This is a genomic window from Aestuariivirga sp. (genome assembly GCF_044239095.1).
Classification (GTDB): Bacteria; Pseudomonadota; Alphaproteobacteria; order Rhizobiales; family Aestuariivirgaceae; genus Aestuariivirga.
In genome coordinates, this window is sequence record NZ_JBIICB010000065.1 from 1 (window position 1) to 17,049 (window position 17,049).

Below are 17,049 nucleotides of genomic sequence, written 5' to 3' on the forward strand. Positions count from 1 at the left end.
GACTGCAATCATCCGCTCGCGATCCCCTCGCACCGTGCCGAGCTTGTGGGCGGCGGGCGGGACGCCGAATGCGGTGTTCGAAATCGGGTTCGAGAAGCTGGTGAAGATGCCGGGCGCGACAGTGGCGGATGTGAAGACGTAATCCCTCCCCTCAATTGGCATCACCCCGGCCTTCGCCGGGATGACGGCATTAAGGTCATGCGGCGCGGCCGTAGAAGCCCAGCTGGTCCTCGCGCGAGAACACCACGCCCGGCCTGTCGAAGTAGGAGAAGACCGCAATCATCCGCTCGCGATCCCCTCGCACCGTCCCGACCTTGTGGGCGGTGTTCTTGCCGCGGAAGACGTTGAGCGTGCCGGCCGAGAGGGTGAGCGTCTTGACGTCCGGATCTTCGCCGCGCAGCAGCTTCGCAACACCGTCGTAGTTCGGGTCCTCGTCGCTTCTGAGATCGGTGCGGTAGATGAACTCGCCCCCCTGCTCGGGCGCCTGCAGCAGCAGCGTGGTGGTGAACTCGCTGCGGTCGAAGTGCCAGTTCAGCGCCTCGCCGTCGCGATAGCTCATGACATTGACGCGGGCCAGCGCATCGCGCGCGGGGAACAGTGCGTCCTTCCCCATCGCCGCAGCAAGGAAGGTGATGAAGTGCGACCACTCATAGATCCACAGGGGCACGGACTGCATGATCTGATCGGCGCAGACGGTGTGGTTGACCGTGTCACACAGCTGCAGCGCGGGGTGATCGGCGCTGAGGCCCGGGATCTCCTTGCGGAAGTAAATGTTGTGGCGGCGGCGGTGGGTGAAGGAGAGCGTGTCCATCACCGGGCGGATTTCGGCGATGGCCTGTGCCAGGGCCTCCGGCTTCACCAGGCCTTCGAGGTTGAACATGCCCTCACGCGCCAGATCGGCACGGCAGCGTGACACGAGATCATGCCAACGGTTCGTTCCGGGCTGGTGGAGCGGGTAGCGGTCGAGATCGAGGATGTGCTGCATGAAGGTTCTCCCTGCCCTGACACTCGCGGGACTGGCGGCTTGCCACAAGGGGCCAAAATGTTAGGCTGCCTCAGATTTTCTATTGCAGGGCCCTCCGCATGCTCAAGCTGCCGCCACTCAACGCCTTGAAATCATTCGAATCGGCCGCCCGCACGGGAAGCTACGTGGCAGCCGCTGCCGAACTCAATGTAAGCCCAGCGGCGGTGAGCCAGCAGGTGCGCAACCTCGAAACCTTCTTCCGGCGGAAGCTGTTCACCAGGCTCAACAACCGCGTGGTCCTGACCGATGCGGGCGAGGCCGTGCAGGCCGGCATCACACCCGCACTGGAGGACATCGCCACCCTCACCCGCCGCGTACTGGCCGCCTCGGCGCGCGGGCGGCTGGTGGTGAGCGTGATCCCGTCACTCGCCGAATGCTGGTTCATGCCCGTTCTGGCGGAGGCGTCCCCGCTTGCGATCGACTTGCGCATTGAGAACGATCCGGTGGATTTCGCGGGAAGCGAGATCGACCTGCGCGTCTTCTACGGCAGCGCCTCCTATCCCGGTCTGCAGGTGGCGCCGCTGTTCCGCGACGCGGTGCTGCCGATGTGCAGCCCCGCGATGGCGCAGGGCCTCACCATCCTTACGCTGCCGGATGAGATGCTCATCCACACCAGCTGGGGTCAGGATTTCGCATCGCATCCCTCATGGGACGAGTGGTTCGGGCGCCATCATCCGGGCCGCCGCGTCGATCCGTCGAAAGGGCACAGGGTCGGCTCCTCGCAGCTGGCGCTGGACTTCGCGCGGCGGGGACTGGGCGTGGCACTCGGCCAGCGGGCGCTGGCGCAGGAAGCGTTGCGCAAGGGAGAACTCGTCGTAGCCGATGCAGCGTCATTGCCACTCGGCCACGACTATTGCGCCGCATGGCCGCGCGCCAAGGCGCGCAAGCCCGGTCTCGTGCAGCTTACCGACTCTCTGCGAAGCGCAGGCTCACGTCGGTGATGGCGTCCCACACATCACGCGCGAAGCTGCGCATGACATAAACATCCACCGCGTCCTCACCCGTGCAATGAAGCGTGACGGGCGTGTGGTGGATGCCCGTGAGAGCCACCGAACCGGGCGTGAAGACGGACGGATGGAGATCGATCGGCACCAGCATGGACAGCACCTCGCGCATCGGCGCACCGGCAATCTGGATGCGCACGCGGCTGCTTGACAGCGGCGTCACCGCGCCGATGCCGGCAAGGCTTGCGGGCGTGGCGCCGCTCTCCGGCTCGACGAGCCAGAACTGCGCGGGGCCAATGCGGAAGATCACGCGGTCGCCGTTGACCTCAGCGCGTTCGACCTTTGCAGGCAGAGGACCCACGGCATCGGCGAGCTTGGCTTCGAAGCCCTCATCGAGGCCCGCCACCTGCGTGAGGGTGAAGCCGGGGCGCTCCGCGATGGCAAGCGTGCTGCTCACATAAGGCTTGGCGGAGGCCAGGGCCGAACGGCGCTCAAGCATGGAGGCGCGCTCCTTCCTTGTCGATGAAGTGGGGCGAGACGATCTTCAGCCTTGCCTGCTCGTTCTTGAGCGGGAAAGCGGCGATGATCTCCTCGCCCTCGTGGCGGAGGCCGCCATGATAGAGACCCAGCGCGATGAACTTGTTCAGTTCCGTCGACCACGTCACCGAGGTGATGTAGCCCCGGCCGTGGCCCTTGATCTCGTCGGTGGCGGCAAACAGGATCGCCCCGCCGCGCAGCTTCTTTTCCGGCTCCATGAGTTCGAGGCCGACGAGGCTCCAGCGTTCCGGGCTCTGGCAATCCTCGCGGAAGCGGAGCGCGCGGCCCACGTAGTCCTTCTCCTTGCCGGCCATCTTGGCCAAGCCCAGATCATCCAATGTGTTGCGATGATCGAGCTCGAGGCCCGCAACGTGGCCCTTCTCGATGCGCAGGCTCGCCAGCGCCTCGAGGCCATAGGGCTTGATGCCGGTTGGAGCTGCGGCCTTGAGGATGTGCTCCCACAGGCTGATCGCATAATCCGCCGCGACATGGACTTCATAAGCAAGCTCGCCCGAGAAGGACATGCGCAGCAACCGCACGGTCACGCCGTCGAAGACAAAATCCTTGCAGCCCATGTAGGGCAGCCCCTCGTTCGAGAGGTCCGCATCCGGGAAGGCCAGTTGCAGCGCCTCGCGTGCCTTGGGGCCGGAGACGGCCATGCCCGCCCATTCGTCCGTGAGGGAGGCGACCTGCACGTTGAGGTCCGTCCAGTGGCACTGGAGCAGATATTCGAGCCATGACATGACCTCGCCCGCCTGCGCGGTCGTTGTCGTCATGTAGAACTGAGTGTCCGAAATGCGCGCCGTGGTGCCGTCGTCCAGCACGATTCCGTCGTCATTCAGCATCACGCCATAGCGCACCTTGCCGACGGGCAGCTTGGCGAAGCCGTTGACATAGACGCGGTTGAGGAACTCCGCCGCGTCCGGCCCTTGGATATCGATCTTGCCGAGGGTGGAGACGTCAGCGAGGCCCACGCCCTTGCGGACGAGTTCCATCTCCTTCACGTAAGCGGTCTCGGGCGAGGAACCAGCCCAGGCATAGTACCAGGCGCGCTTCCAAAGCCCCGCATCGATGAAGGTGGCGCCATTCTTCTCGTGCCAGTCATTGAGCGGCGAGCGGCGCACCGGGCGGAAATGCGAACCAACGGTGCGGCCTGCGATCGCCCCCATGGTGAGCGGCGCGTAAGGCGGGCGGAAGGTTGTGGTGCCCGCCTCCGGAATGGTGATGCCGCGATATTCAGCCATCAGGGCGAGCGCGTTGATGTTGGACGTCTTGCCCTGATCGGTGCCCATGCCGAGCGTGGTATAGCGCTTGAGGTGCTCCACCGAGCGGTAACCTTCCTGATGCGCGGTCTTCACGTCCTTCAGCGTCACGTCGCTCTGGAAGTCGACGAAGGCCTTGCCCTTACCCATCTGCGGCGGCGCCCAGATGGGGAGGATGGCGTATGTGCGATCAGTCACATGTTCCGGCGCGAAGACGGGCCGCGTCTTGCCGAAGCCTGCGGAGGCCGCGGCAGAGGCACCGGCATTCGCCCCTTCGGCGATTGCCGCGGAGAGTCCAAACGTCCCCATCATCGCGCCCGCGCCGAAATGCGAGGACGGGAAGCCGCCGGGCACGAAGCCCGCGACGGCCTCGTCGTATTTCGGTTTGATGCCACCGTGTGAGGAAAGATGCACCACGGGCGACCAGCCGCCCGCCATGCCGACCACGTCGCATTCAACGGTGACGGCATGCATGCCGCCCAGCTTCACGGCCTTGACCGCCTTGCTGCCCTCGACATCGACAATGCCGCTGCCAGGGAAGATGGCGATGCCCTTGGCGCCTGCGCGCGCGAGGAGATCGGCGGAGACGGCGGCGCGATGATCCGCCACGGTGACGGCGACGCCCACGGCAGCAAGGTCCAGCGCTGCATGATAAGCAGTGTCGTTGTTTGCGACGATCACCGCGCGCTTCTCCGGCGCCACGGCGAAACGGTTGGCGTAGCTGCGCAGCGCCGAAGCCAGCATCACGCCCGGACGGTCATTGTTGGAGAAGACGAGCGGACGCTCGATGGCGCCCGTTGCCATGATGATTGTCTTGGCGCGCAACTGCGTCAGCAGCATGCGGGCCTGGCCCTTCCGCGCATCGGGGCGCAGATGGCTGCGGTTTTCGACCAGCACGGCGAGATTGCTGTCATACAGGCCCTGCACGGTGGTGCGGGTGAAAGCCTCGACATTGGGCAAGCTCTTCAGTTCCTCGACACAAGACGCGCGCCAACCCTCGTGTTCCGCATCGGAGCCCGAGAGGAGCGAGCCGCCGAATTCCGTATCCTGCTCCGCCAGCACCACGCGCGCGCCGCTGCGGCCAGCGGTCAGCGCCGCCGCTAATCCTGCGGGGCCTGAGCCGATGACCAGCACGTCGCAGAAGGCGTAGCGCATGTCATAGCGGTCAGGGTCGCGCTGGTCTGTGGCCTTGCCCAGCCCCGCCGCCTTGCGGATGAAGGGCTCGTAGAACATCCATGAGCCTTTGCGCGGGCCCATGAAGGTCTTGTAGTAGAAGCCCGACTGGAACATGGGGGCGAGGATCGAATTCACCGCCATCACATCGAAGTCGGCAGAAGGCCAGGCATTCTGCGTGCTGGCGACGAGCCCGTCGAAGAGTTCCACCACGGTGGCCGCGACGTTCGGTTCGGTCGTCGCGCCCTCGCCGATGGTGAAGAGGCCGTTCGGCTCCTCGATCCCGGCGGCAATGATCCCGCGCGGGCGGTGATACTTGAAGCTGCGGCCCACCAGCAGCCTGTCATTGGCGAGAAGGGCCGAGGCCAGCGTGTCGCCCGCGAAACCGGTGAGAGCCTTGCCATCGAAACGGGCTGAGACGCGCTTCGAGCGGTCGATACGGCCACCCTTGGACAGCCTGCGGAAATGGCTCATGACACCACGCCTTCGATCACATTGGTCGCGGTGTTGCGCGCCAACTTGAACCAGCGGCGGCAGCCCAGCACATGCTGCCAATATTCCGTGTGCGGACCTTTGGGATTGTCAAACACGAAGACATAGTCATGCCAGACCTTGAGGTCGCCCGCGCCGTGCTGCGGGCGCTCCTTCGTGGCATCGCCGCCGTAGCGGAATTCGGAGACGTCACGGTCTCCGCAATGGGGGCACGGGATCATCATTGCTTGTAGGTCCAGTTGCCGAGGCCGAACTCGTCGAGCTCCCTGCCCTTCTCGAAGCGGTCGAGGGCGAAGTCGCGGACGAGCTCATGTTCCTGGTCATGGGCGATGGTGTGGGAGAAGGTCCAGCCCGAGGCGGGCGTGGCCTTGAAGCCCTGATAGCACCAGCCGCCGTTGAGATAGAGGTTGCGGACCGGCGTGCGGCAGATGAAGGGGCTGCCGTCCGGCGTCATGTCCTGGATGCCGCCCCAGTGGCGGAGCAGCCGCAGCCGCGAGATGAAGGGCATGAGCGAGACCGCGCATTCCGCCACCGTCTGGATGCGGTTGAACTGGCCGCGCTGGGTATAGGTGTTGAAGCCGTCGATGTGGCCGCCGAAGACGAGGCCGCCCTTGTCTGACTGAGAGAGGTAGAAGAGCTCCGCACCCCAGGACACGACATGGTCGACGATGGGCTTGATCGGCTCCGTCACGAAGGCCTGCAGGATGTGGCTTTCGACAGGGAGCCTGAGGCCCGCCATCTTCGCCACGTGGCTGGTATGGCCCGCAACCGCGATACCGACCTTTCCGGCATTGATGCGGCCGCGCGAGGTCTCGACACCCGACACCACGCCATTGTCGATGACAAAGCCCGTGACATCGCAATTCTCGATGATGTGCACACCCAATGCAGAAGCCGCACGGGCATAGCCCCAGGCGACCGCGTCATGCCGCACCGTTCCCGCACGCGGCTGCATGATGGCGCCGTAGATGGGCCAGCGGGCGTCCTTGGAATAATCGAGATAGGGCAGAAGCTTCCGCACCTCCCCCGCGTCCAGCAAGTCAGCGTCGATGCCGTTAAGGCGCATGGTGTTGCCGCGCCGCGCGAAGACGTCCATCTGCACCGGGCTGATCGCCAGCACGATCTGGCCGCGCTGGGAGACCATGCAGTTGAAGTTGAGGTCGTGGGAGAGCCCCTCCCACAGCTTCAGCGAATGTTCGAAGAAGGCGGTGTTGCCGCCGATCATGTAGTTCGAGCGGATCAGCGTGGTGTTGCGGCCCACATTGCCGGAGCCGATGTAGTTCCGCTCGATCACCGCGACATTGGTGATGCCGTGGTTCTTGGCGAGGTAATAGGCCGTGGCAAGGCCATGGCCGCCGCCGCCGACGATGACGACATCGTAGGAGGAGCGGGGTTCGGGCGATTCCCAGGCCCGGGGCCACGGAAGATCCGGGTCGAGGGCATGGCGCGCGAGGGCGAAGGCTGAATATTTCCTGGACACGGCAGCGTTGCTACCAGACCTGCCGCCGCCTCGGCAAGGTGCAGAAACCTCACCTCCTGCGGCGTTCCGCCCATTCCGTGCTGAAGAACGTCAGAAGCCCCAGCCCGGTGAAGCCCGCCACCAGCGGAATGACGGTTCCGTCATAAAGCTGCCCGATGTAGCCGCCGGTGAGGATGGCGATGAGCGATGACAGCGATCCGATGATGGCCGCTGCCATGCCAGCAATCCGCCCCATGGGCTCCATGGCGATGGCATTGAAATTGCCGAACAGCAACCCCGAGCAGAAGAAGGTGACGAGAAGGAAGGCGGCGAGCATCCACAGGGGCGGGTGCCCGCCCTGCCACAGGCAAAGACCCAGGAACAGCACAGAGAGGACGAGGAAACTGCGCAGCGCCAGCTTGGAGAGGGTCCGCATGCCCAGCCGCATCACCAGCCTGGCATTCACCATCATGGCGATGGCCATGCCGCCCGCGAAGAAGGCGAACCACAGCGCAAAAAAGTCACCCTGCCCATATTGCTCGGCAAAGATCTGCTGCGAGGTGCCGAGATAGATGATGAAGCTACCGAAGATGAAGCCCGCCCCCAGCGTATAGCCCATGGCCACCGGATGGCGCAGCACCTGCCCCGCCGCCGAAATCAGCGTTGCCACGGCCAGCGGCGTGCGCCGCTCGCGCGGCAGCGTTTCTTCCTGGCGCAGCCACAGCCACAGCCCCGCCAAAGCGCCAACGGCGAGGAGACCGAGGAAGATGAAGCGCCAGCTGGCGATGAGCAGCACCAGCGTGCCGATGCTCGGCGCCAGCATCGGCACCAGCATGAACACCATCATCACGAAGGACATGACGCGCGCCATGGCGGCGCCGCCCTGCCCGTCCCGCACCATGGCAATCGACACGATGCGCGGGGCAGACGCCCCGAAGCCCTGGATGAAGCGCCCCACGAGGATCATCGAGAAATCGAAGGAGAACAGGCAGATGAGTGAGCCGATGGCATATATGACAAGTCCAACGCCAATGGCGCGCTTGCGGCCGATCGAATCCGACCACGGCCCATAGATGAGCGTGCCCAGCGTCAGCCCCGCAAAGAACGCCGTGATGATGAATTGCCGGCTGTTCGGGTCAGCCGCACCCAGTTCTTCCGCAATCGTGCCGATGGCCGGCAGCATGGTGTCGATCGACATCGCCACCATGGCGTTGAGCAGCGCCACCAGCAGGATGAACTCGACGGGCCGCTTGCCAATATCCCGCATCAGGTCACCTGATGTCGGGTCGCGGGGCCGGTGTGACGTGTCATTGTTGTCCTCCGCATTCCGCCGCTTCATAGCCGGACTTGCAACATAAGGCGACTTCGCGGGAAGATGGCTGCCATGCGCATCGACACAGCACGCCGCTCGGTCTTCCTCGATCCCGTCGATCCGGGCTTCTACAACGACCCCTATCCCGCCTACCACGCAATCCGCAAAGAAACACCGGTGTTCCAGTGGGAACACTATGGCCACTGGTGCTTTGCAAGGCATGAGGATGTGAACGCCCTGCTGCGCGACCGCCGCTTTGGCCGCCAGATCCTGCATGTGGCCACGCGCGAGGAACTGGGCTGGCCTGATACGCCGCCGCACCTCAAGCCTTTCTACGACTTTGAATCACATTCGCTGCTGGAACTCGAGCCACCTGTCCACACCAGGCTGCGGAGCCTCATCAACCGCTCTTTCCTGTCCCGCCAGGTGGAGCGGATGAGGCCCGCAATCACCAGCCTCGCCAATGGCTTGATCGACCGCTTTGAGGCAAAGGGCGAGGCGGAACTGCTGGGCGACTTCGCAACGCCCATCCCCGTCATCGTGATCTGCGATCTTCTGGGTGTCCCCACCGATATGGCCCAGCAGCTACTCGCCTGGTCGCATGACATGGTGGCGATGTACATGGCGCGGCGGGACCGCGCGGTGGAAGACAGCGCCGTGAAGGCCACGGTGGAATTCTCCGATTTCATGAGGGGCTACATCACCCGGCGGCGGAAGCAGCCAAAGGAGGATCTCCTCTCCGAACTCATCCGGGCGGAGGAACAGGGCGCGAAGCTGACGGAGGATGAGCTCGTCACCACCGCCATCCTGATCCTCAACGCTGGGCATGAGGCGACAGTGCATGCCATCGGCAACGGTATCAAGTGCCTGCTCGAACAGGGCATCCGCACCGGCATCGACGAGGCCTGTGTGGAAGAGACGCTCAGATACGATGCGCCCCTCCACCTCTTCGCCCGCTATGCGCTGGAAGACCTTGAATATGCCGGGATCCGCCTGAAGAAGGGCGAGAGCGTGGGCCTGCTGCTAGGTGCGGCCAACCGCGACCCGGCGCGGTTCGCCGAGCCGGACCGCTTCATTCCCGGTCGAGACCCCAACCCCCAGGTCAGCTTCGGCGCCGGCATCCACTTCTGCATCGGGGCCCCACTGGCCCGGCTGGAGATGCAGATCGCCCTGCCGCTGCTGTTCCAGCGCCTTCCACGCCTGGCCCTGGCCGAGACACCGCGCTACCGAAACGCCTATCATTTCCACGGCCTGGAGAACTTGAAGGTGACGTTCTAACCCCTTCTCCCCCTCGCCCCCGCAGGGGGAGAGGGCCGGGGTGAGGGGGTCTGTCCGCGAGTCCCACCCGCCAGCATCTCGGATGCGGATGCACCCCCTCACCCCACCCTCTCCACCACATGCGTGGGGGCGAGGGGGAAGCACCCAGCGTCGTCTCCCAGCACGGCTCGCCCTGGCCGAGGCCCCACGCGACCGCAATGCCAATCATTTCCACGGATTGGAGAGCTTGAAGGTGACATTCCAGCCCCTTCTTCCCCCTCGCCCCCGCAGGGGGAGAGGGCCGGGGTGAGGGGGTCGGTCCGCGAGTCAGCCCGCCTGCATCTCGGATGCGGATGCACCCCCTCACCCCACCCTCTCCCCCACATGCGTGGGGGCGAGGGGGAAGCACCCAGCGTCGTCTCCCAGCACGGCTCGCCCTGGCCGAGACCCCGCGCTACCCCAAAGCCTATCAATTCCACGGGCGCGAGAGCTTGAAGGTGACATTCCAGCCCCTTCTTCCCCCTCGCCCCCGCAGGGGGAGAGGGCCGGGGTGAGGGGGTCTGTCCGCGAGTCACACCCGCCAGCATCTCGCATGCGGATGCACCCCCACCCCTACCCCTCCCCACAAGGGGGAGGGGTGGCATCGTGGTCGTTTCCCGGCCATGGGCTGACGTTTCCCTTCACGCCCAGGAGGTGGGTTGAGCGTAAACCATCCCTCACGTGAAAACTTCTCAACAGGCTTGATCCATGACTGACGTCCAGCCCGCTCCCACTTCCAGCCGCCGTGCCCGTGGTGGTGCTGATGCCCGCCGCGCTGCCCGCACCTCCACGACTGTCAAGCATGCAGGCTTCATCCGCCGCGCCATCAAGCCCTATGAGCCCTTCACGGACGAGCAGCTGGAGCTGATCGAGCGCAATGCCGAGACCGTGTTGCAGGAGATCGGCCTCGACATCTACGAAGACGATGAAGCAGCCGCCATGTGGAAGGACGCGGGCGCCGACGTGAAGCCGTCTGCCACCGACCCGAAGCGCTACCGCGTGCGCTTTCCCAAGGGCCTCGTGCGCGCGCTGATCAAGACGGCGCCGCGCGAATATGTGCAGCATGCGCGCAACCCGGCGAACAATGTGACGATTGGCGGCAACAACATGGTGTTTGCTCCGGTCTATGGCCCGCCCTTCATCCGCAATCTCGACGAAGGCCGCCGCTACGCCACGATCGAGGATTTCCGCAACTTCGCCAAGCTCGTCTACATGCTGCCGAGCCTGCACCATGCGGGCGGCACGCTGTGTGAACCCGTCGACATTCCGGTGGCCAAGCGCCACCTGGACATGATCTACACCCACATCAAATATTCTGACAAACCCTTTATGGCCTCGGTGACGGCGGGCGAGCGCTCGGCTGATTCCGTTGCCATGGCGGAGATGGTCTTCGGCAAGGACTTCGTGGATCAGAACTGCGTGATGACCTCGCTCATCAACGCCAACTCGCCGATGGTGTGGGACGGCGTGATGCTGGGCGCGCTGAAGGTTCTGGCGCGGGCCAACCAGGCCTGCGTGATCTCTCCCTTCATCGTGGCGGGCGCCATGTCGCCGGTGACGACGGTCGGAACCCTCACGCAGATCCTGGCTGAGGCCTCCGTCGGTATCGCCTTTACCCAGCTCTGCCGCCCTGGTGCGCCCGTGGTGTTCGGCACCTTCGCCGCGTCCATGTCCATGCAGTCCGGTGCACCGACTTTCGGTTCGCCAGAGCCTGCCATGGTGACATTCGGTGCGGCTCAGCTCGCGCGGCGCATGGGTGTTCCCTTCCGCTCCGGCGGCAGCCTTTGCGGCTCGAAGCTTCCCGATGCACAGGCGGCTTATGAGAGTGCGAACACCATGTGGTCGACGCTGCTCTCGGGCGTCAACTTCTGCCTTCATGCGGCAGGCTGGCTCGAGGGCGGGCTGGCGTCAGGCTATGAGAAGCTCATCATGGATGCCGACCAGCTTTCCATGTACCAGAAGTTCGCCGAGGGCGTGGACTTCTCCGAGAACGGCCAGGCGCTGGACGCTATCCGCGAGGTGGGCCCCGGCTCGCATTACCTCGGCTGCGCGCACACACAGGCGAATTTCGAGACCGCCTTCTGGCGCTCTGGGCTCGCCGACAACAACTCCTTCGAACAGTGGCGCGACGAGGGTGAGAAGGACATCGTGGTCCGCGCCAACGAGAAGTGGAAGCAGATGCTCCGCGACTACGAGGCGCCGCCGCTGGACCAGGGCATTGACGAGCAACTCCAGGCCTTCATGGCCAAGCGCAAGGAAGTGCTCCCCGACAATGTGAGCTGAGGCACCTCAGGCCGCGGCAAGCGGCTCGATGCTGGAGACGTCGATGGTTTCGCGCGCGCGAGCCAGGTCCCAGGCGCGCTGGAGGTTCATCCAGTATTCGGGAGTCGTGCCAAAAACCTTGGCGAGGCGCATGGCCGTGTCGGCGGTGAGCGCCGTCTCGCCCTTCACCAACCTCTCAATGCGCGTACGGGGCACATGGATCCGGCGCGCGAGAGCGATGGCACTCAGGCCCAATGGCGTCAGATAGAGCTCCTGTAACACCTCACCGGGGTGGGACGGATTGACGAGCAGTGACATGACGTTTCTTCCTTCAGTGATAATCGACAATCTCAACGTCTGCCGGGCCCTGTTCGGTCCATGTGAAGCAGATCCGCCATTGATCGTTGATGCGGACGGAATGCTGCCCGGCGCGGTCGCCCTTCAGGTCCTCAAGGTGGTTGCCCGGTGGAAACCGCAGATCACCCAGAACAACCGCCGCATCCAGGGCAGACAGCATGGCCCGCGTTCGCTTCACCAGGTCGGAAGGGAAGCCCTTACCGAACCGGCCGCGCAACGCGTCCGCGGTGAGTTTCCCTTTCGCACTTATGATCACGACGTCATGTATCATGTCGTGATACAGAATTCAAGGATCGGTTCTGCTAGGCTTCTACCGCCGGTTTCTTCAACTCCCGCCAGGTGTGATAGCCAACGCCGCCGACCACCAGCGCCGTGCCGATGGCATGCGGCAGGGTGAACTCCTCGCCCAGCAGCACGACCGCGAAATAGATCGTCAGCAGCGGCGAGACGTTGGAGATGATGGCGGTGGATGCAGCGCCGATGCGGGCGAGGCCGGCGTTGACGAAGAAGGATGGCAGCACCGTTGCCAGGATGCCGATGCCCGCGGCCAGCATGAAGTAATGCGTGGACATGGAGGTATCGAGCGCGCCCCGCACGATGAACACATGGGCGAGCGTGGTGACGGCGGCGGCCGAGAGCGCCACGGATGTGAACAGCGTCGACCCCATTTCGCCGATATAGCGCTTGGCCATCAGCTGATAGAGGGCGAAGCTCACAGCCGCACCGAGCACGAGCAGCGTTCCGAGCGTCACATTGGCGCCGCCCAGCGAGAAATCCGAGACGAAAACCACGGCCAGCCCCAGATAGGTGATCAACGCGGCAATCAGAGATGAGGCCGTGAGCCGCATGCCGAAGAAGACGGCCCCGAGGAAGATCAGGAAGATCGGATAGGTGAAGAGTGCGAGCCGCTCCAGCTGGGCCGTCACATAGAGCAGCCCCGCGAAATCCAGCACCATGGCGAGGTAATAGCCGATTAGGCCGATGCCCACCGCGCCGAGCACCGCGTTGCGCCGCGGCAGGGGCTTGCCCTCTGCCTTCCGGCGCATGAGTTCGGCTGCTCCCACCACCAGGAAGATGGGCAGCGCGAAGACCATGCGCCAGGCGAGGATCAGCAGCGAGTCATAACGTTCCAGATACGCGAGCTTGATGAAGATCGCCTTCGACGAAAACATCGCCGAGCCGGCGGCGACGAGCAGGTAACCAGTGATCAGGCTGCGGCGGTCCATGCCCGCTCTCTATACGCTGGAGCACGCCCCGTCAGCATGGGGGATTGCAGTTCTGGCATGCGGAGCTAGTTTGGCGGGCAAGACAGGAGCATCCCATGGCCCGCCTTCCGCTGCATTTCCGTTCCGGCACCGAACTCGGCCGCCTGCTGCGCGCGGGAAAACTCAAGTCACAAGCCCTTCTCGAGCAGTGCCTTGAACAATATGCACGGCACAATGGCGCGCTGAATGCCGTGGTGGTCACCGACATCGCCCGCGCCAAGAAGGCCGCCGCCGCGGCCGACAGGCGGCTGAAGAAGGGTAAGCCCCTGGGTCCGTTCGACGGCGTGCCGATGACGGCCAAGGAAAGCTTCGACTGGTCAGGCACGCCCTCCACCTGGGGCGATCCTCGCTTCAGGGACAACATCGCCTCCGCCGATGCCGTGGCGATCACCCGCCTCACCGGGGCGGGCGCCGTGATCTATGGCAAGACCAACGTGCCCCTGATGCTGGCCGACTGGCAAAGCTTCAACGCCATCTACGGCACCACCAACAACCCATGGGATGTGACGCGCTCGCCCGGCGGCTCGTCAGGGGGCTCGGCCGCCGCACTCGCCACCGGCATGTCGGCCCTCGAGATCGGCTCGGACATCGGCGCCTCGATCCGCAATCCGGCGCATTACTGCGGCGTCTATGGCCACAAGCCGACCTACGGCGTCGTGCCTTACCAGGGCCACCTGCTGCCCGGCATCGTCGAGCCCGGCGACATTTCTGTCGCGGGGCCGTTGGCCCGCTCGGCGCGCGATCTTGCGGCGATGCTGAAGCTCCTCGCGGGGCCAGCGGGGCCGGAGGCGCGCGGCTATGCCCTCACCCTGCCGCCTGCGAGGCAAAAGTCCCTGAAGGATTTCCGCGTCGCGGTCATGGTCACGGACGAGCAGTCGGAGGTCGACCTTCCGGTGCAGGACCTCATCGGCCAGCTGACGCAGTTTCTCGGAAAGCGCGTCAGGAAACTCTCCACCACGGCACGTCCGCAATTCTCCACCAAAGAGGCGATGGACGTCTACATCGCGCTGCTGCGCTCTGCCACCAGCCGCCGCCAGACGGATGAGGACTTCATCACGAACCAGCGCAAGGTCGCCGCAACCGACCCCCTCGACGACAGCTACCTGACCAAGATGCTGCGCGCCTATGTGCTCTCGCATCGCGACTGGCTGAAATACAACGAGCGCCGCCACCAGATGCGCCTGCTGTGGGACCAGTTCTTCGAGGACTGGGACGTGATGATCTGCCCCGCCGCGGCCTCCGCCGCCTTCCCGCATGACCATGAAGGCGAGCGGCATGAACGCAAGATCACGGTGAACGGCAAGCGCGTGCCGACGACGGACCAGCTGTTCTGGGCGGGCTATTCCGGCTGCTTCTACCTGCCCTCCACCGTGGCCCCCATGGGCCTGACGCCCGAAGGCCTGCCCGCGGGCGTTCAGATCATCACGAGGTCATATGGCGACTACACCTCGATCCGCTTCGCCGAACTGCTGGAGAAGGAGTACGGCGGCTTTATTCCGCCGCCGGGCTATTGAGCAGCTTTCTCCTTCAAGGCTTGTCCTTGCCCGCCGCAGCGAAGGGTGCGCGAATACGGGTTGTGGCACTCGGGAAGTCAGCAAGCGTCGGCACAGATCCGTCTGCCAGGGGATCCGACACAACGTACTGGAACTGAGAGAAGACCGGCGTCAGCAGTGACAAGCCGATGAAGGAAGGTGCAGGCGGATTGTCGAATGGCATGCCTGCAAACCACGGCACGACGTCGAAGTTGCGATGGTGAAGCGCCATGCCCGGAAGCGGATCGAACCACTTGCCGGACTTCGACTTGATGGCAGCGTAGGTGTCCGCGGCAGGGCGGGCAGCCAGCGAGGACAGGAGGCCGGCAAGCAGCGTGTCCACCGCTGCGTTGAACCCTGAGCCCGCCCCCGCCAGTGCAATGGCCCGCCCTCCGATGTAGGTGCCCAGAAAATTCGAGACCATGTCCTCGGGCGAGAAGGAAGAATAGTCCTGCCGCGTCCCGAACGTCTTCAGTTCATGCGCCCAGGAATCGGCAAAGGCGATCGCCTGTGCCAGCAGGATCGGGTCCTGAGGGGATTGATCGATCGTCGCGATCCCCTCCCGGCATTCGATCCGCCCCAGACCGGCCCCGATCGCGTCAAAGGCGTACTTCGTCAGGTCAACGTGGTCGCGGAGATGTGCAATGTCGAGGAGACCCGCCTTCTCCGTATAGATATAGCCACAGTTCGCAATACTCGATGATCCATAGATGTGGCCGGTCGCCTTCGAAGGTTCGATGGGACTGGACATAAACGTATCATAAGCCTGCAGCGCGCAGCAGGTGCGTGACGGCGGCACCGTCAGGACCGGCGGTGCCGCAGCAATCACACTGTCCGCGATCATCCTGCTGACCATTCCCATCGGACCAAAAGCGCCGCCGGCCCCGCCACCCGAGCCGGTTAACGCCACATCCGCCGCCTGGGCTTCCCGGCTTGCCGCCTGCCCCCCGCTGCCTGAACTGCCGCTTGGTGCCGTGCCGCCGCTGGGGGCAGGCGTGCCACCACTGCTTCCCGGCGCAGGAGAACCCGCCTGCGGCCGCGCATCCATCGACGCACCGTGGTTGATCAGCGCACCGGCGTTGGATGGCGTGTTGGCAACGCCCGGCTTTGCCGGAGCCCCGCCCGCTGCCGCACCGCCAATGGCGCCGAGCGCGCTCAGGCCCGCACTGCCACCGCCTGTCATCGCGGCGAGCGCCACCTGGGCGGCGATCTTCAACACCTCCGTCAATTGCTGGGCTGCCACTTTCTGCGCCTCGCCCGCAGCGCCCGTGGCGTTGGCGGCACCTGCCTGTGCGGCCTGCAGGGCTGCACCTACAAGGGCCGTCGTCTGGGCAAGCCCGCTCATGTCGCGGAACATGCCGCCGTTGGCGACCGCCGAATAGAGGGGCCCCAGCCCTGCGGGATCCGGCAGCGACGGCGGGTTGACGATGTTGACGATGGAACCTTCAAGTGCCCCGGTCTGAGGCGTCTTGTCATTGGCCTTGCCGCCGGCGCTGAGCGGGCTGATCTCGGAGGGCAGGATCGGGATGGGCGAATCCTGCCAGTTCCAGAAGCGCGTGATATCCAGCTTTTCGGCAGCGTTAGAGCGGCCGAGCACGGCTTCCGCGAAGACGCCGCCGCTGGGCAGCGGCACCATGTCCTCACGCGGGGTAGCATCCTCGCCAAGCTTTTCCTTCAGCGCCTCCCAAGCATCCGTGCCGAGATCGCCATAGAAGCGGAACACGAGATAGTTGCCAGACACAGCCACAGGCACCGGGTCGATCACCTCGATCAGCCGCTGGCCATTGAGCATGTAGGTGCCAAGCAACGTGGTGATCGCCGCCGCATCAAGCGAGCGCCAGATGGCGGAAGAGTAATGCAGCGCATTCTCCTCCAGATGCGCGATCAGATCGCTGTTGCCGATGGCGGGGCTCATGACGAAAGCGGGCGTCACCTTCTCCTTGCGGCAATCAATGCTGACGCTGAGGGCCAGCACGGGCACATCCAGAACATAGGACCATGGCTTGCCATCAGGCTGACGCCCGTCGAAGGACAGGAGCAGTTCAATGACCCCTGCGAAATCACCCTTCTTCTGGATGAGGTCGATCCGCGCGACGTCACGTGCATCCATCTTCGGAAGGCTAGTGGATTGGCC

Annotated in this window: 14 protein-coding genes; 4 read left to right on the forward strand and 10 right to left on the reverse strand. The window is 64.6% G+C overall.

Annotated features, from left to right (window positions below):
* Positions 1-196: 196 nt before the first annotated feature.
* Complete coding sequence (locus ACILRA_RS08295) at positions 197-985, reverse strand: 2OG-Fe(II) oxygenase (protein ID WP_395661631.1); 789 nt, start codon at positions 983-985, stop codon at positions 197-199.
* Positions 986-1,083: 98 nt separating this feature from the next.
* Between ACILRA_RS08295 and ACILRA_RS08300 the strand changes: the two genes are divergently transcribed.
* A complete protein-coding gene (locus tag ACILRA_RS08300) occupies positions 1,084-1,965 on the forward strand; it encodes a LysR substrate-binding domain-containing protein (protein ID WP_395661632.1) in 882 nt (293 codons plus the stop codon).
* Here the strand turns inward: ACILRA_RS08300 and ACILRA_RS08305 are convergent.
* From ACILRA_RS08305 to ACILRA_RS08325, 5 genes are read right to left on the reverse strand one after another with little or no spacing between them, the layout of a single operon-like run.
* Positions 1,928-2,467, reverse strand: coding sequence for a sarcosine oxidase subunit gamma (locus tag ACILRA_RS08305; RefSeq protein ID WP_395661633.1), 540 nt, complete (start codon positions 2,465-2,467; stop codon positions 1,928-1,930). The genes ACILRA_RS08300 and ACILRA_RS08305 overlap by 38 nt on opposite strands.
* Positions 2,460-5,414, reverse strand: coding sequence for a sarcosine oxidase subunit alpha family protein (locus tag ACILRA_RS08310; protein ID WP_395661634.1), 2,955 nt, complete (start codon positions 5,412-5,414; stop codon positions 2,460-2,462). The genes ACILRA_RS08305 and ACILRA_RS08310 overlap by 8 nt, the downstream gene beginning before the upstream one ends.
* The gene (locus tag ACILRA_RS08315; RefSeq protein ID WP_395661635.1) at positions 5,411-5,656 is read right to left on the reverse strand and encodes a sarcosine oxidase subunit delta; all 246 of its coding nucleotides are present in this window, start codon (positions 5,654-5,656) and stop codon (positions 5,411-5,413) included. The genes ACILRA_RS08310 and ACILRA_RS08315 overlap by 4 nt, the downstream gene beginning before the upstream one ends.
* Entirely contained in the window at positions 5,653-6,912 is a 1,260-nt protein-coding gene (locus tag ACILRA_RS08320; protein WP_395661636.1) for a sarcosine oxidase subunit beta family protein, read from the reverse strand. Before ACILRA_RS08320 ends, ACILRA_RS08315 begins: the two co-directional genes overlap by 4 nt.
* Before the next feature lie 49 nt (positions 6,913-6,961).
* Positions 6,962-8,230, reverse strand: coding sequence for a multidrug effflux MFS transporter (locus ACILRA_RS08325; protein WP_395661637.1), 1,269 nt, complete (start codon positions 8,228-8,230; stop codon positions 6,962-6,964).
* 45 nt (positions 8,231-8,275) lie between these two features.
* Between ACILRA_RS08325 and ACILRA_RS08330 the strand changes: the two genes are divergently transcribed.
* Together ACILRA_RS08330 and ACILRA_RS08335 are read left to right on the forward strand one after the other, a co-directional pair.
* Positions 8,276-9,481, forward strand: coding sequence for a cytochrome P450 (locus ACILRA_RS08330; protein WP_395661638.1), 1,206 nt, complete (start codon positions 8,276-8,278; stop codon positions 9,479-9,481).
* 726 nt (positions 9,482-10,207) lie between these two features.
* Positions 10,208-11,782: a trimethylamine methyltransferase family protein gene (locus tag ACILRA_RS08335; protein ID WP_395661639.1), complete on the forward strand. Its 1,575-nt coding sequence runs from the start codon at positions 10,208-10,210 to the stop codon at positions 11,780-11,782.
* A gap of 6 nt (positions 11,783-11,788) precedes the next feature.
* Here ACILRA_RS08335 and ACILRA_RS08340 read toward each other — a convergent pair whose 3' ends face one another.
* From ACILRA_RS08340 to ACILRA_RS08350, 3 genes are all read right to left on the reverse strand, one after another.
* Complete coding sequence (locus tag ACILRA_RS08340) at positions 11,789-12,079, reverse strand: HigA family addiction module antitoxin (RefSeq protein ID WP_395661640.1); 291 nt, start codon at positions 12,077-12,079, stop codon at positions 11,789-11,791.
* A 13-nt stretch (positions 12,080-12,092) separates the two neighbouring features.
* Positions 12,093-12,278, reverse strand: a complete 186-nt coding sequence (locus ACILRA_RS08345; protein WP_395661641.1) for a type II toxin-antitoxin system RelE/ParE family toxin — start codon at positions 12,276-12,278, stop codon at positions 12,093-12,095.
* A 142-nt stretch (positions 12,279-12,420) separates the two neighbouring features.
* On the reverse strand, positions 12,421-13,344 hold the full coding sequence (locus ACILRA_RS08350; protein ID WP_395661642.1) for a DMT family transporter: 924 nt from the start codon (positions 13,342-13,344) through the stop codon (positions 12,421-12,423).
* Positions 13,345-13,439: 95 nt separating this feature from the next.
* On the opposite strand from ACILRA_RS08350, the gene ACILRA_RS08355 reads away from it, so the two are divergent.
* The gene (locus ACILRA_RS08355; protein WP_395661643.1) at positions 13,440-14,897 is read left to right on the forward strand and encodes an amidase; all 1,458 of its coding nucleotides are present in this window, start codon (positions 13,440-13,442) and stop codon (positions 14,895-14,897) included.
* A gap of 13 nt (positions 14,898-14,910) precedes the next feature.
* Here the strand turns inward: ACILRA_RS08355 and ACILRA_RS08360 are convergent.
* On the reverse strand, positions 14,911-17,049 hold a 2,139-nt coding region (locus ACILRA_RS08360), incomplete at its 5' end, for a DUF4056 domain-containing protein (protein WP_395661644.1).

Coding starts and splice junctions, on each gene's coding strand:
- ACILRA_RS08295 (WP_395661631.1), bottom strand. CDS start 985: ATGCAGCACATCCTCGATCTCGACCGCTACCCGCTCCACCAGCCCGGA.
- ACILRA_RS08300 (WP_395661632.1), top strand. CDS start 1,084: ATGCTCAAGCTGCCGCCACTCAACGCCTTGAAATCATTCGAATCGGCC.
- ACILRA_RS08305 (WP_395661633.1), bottom strand. CDS start 2,467: ATGCTTGAGCGCCGTTCGGCCCTGGCCTCCGCCAAGCCTTATGTGAGC.
- ACILRA_RS08310 (WP_395661634.1), bottom strand. CDS start 5,414: ATGAGCCATTTCCGCAGGCTGTCCAAGGGTGGCCGTATCGACCGCTCG.
- ACILRA_RS08315 (WP_395661635.1), bottom strand. CDS start 5,656: ATGATGATCCCGTGCCCCCATTGCGGAGACCGTGACGTCTCCGAATTC.
- ACILRA_RS08325 (WP_395661637.1), bottom strand. CDS start 8,230: ATGAAGCGGCGGAATGCGGAGGACAACAATGACACGTCACACCGGCCC.
- ACILRA_RS08330 (WP_395661638.1), top strand. CDS start 8,276: ATGCGCATCGACACAGCACGCCGCTCGGTCTTCCTCGATCCCGTCGAT.
- ACILRA_RS08335 (WP_395661639.1), top strand. CDS start 10,208: ATGACTGACGTCCAGCCCGCTCCCACTTCCAGCCGCCGTGCCCGTGGT.
- ACILRA_RS08340 (WP_395661640.1), bottom strand. CDS start 12,079: ATGTCACTGCTCGTCAATCCGTCCCACCCCGGTGAGGTGTTACAGGAG.
- ACILRA_RS08345 (WP_395661641.1), bottom strand. CDS start 12,278: ATGCTGTCTGCCCTGGATGCGGCGGTTGTTCTGGGTGATCTGCGGTTT.
- ACILRA_RS08350 (WP_395661642.1), bottom strand. CDS start 13,344: ATGGACCGCCGCAGCCTGATCACTGGTTACCTGCTCGTCGCCGCCGGC.
- ACILRA_RS08355 (WP_395661643.1), top strand. CDS start 13,440: ATGGCCCGCCTTCCGCTGCATTTCCGTTCCGGCACCGAACTCGGCCGC.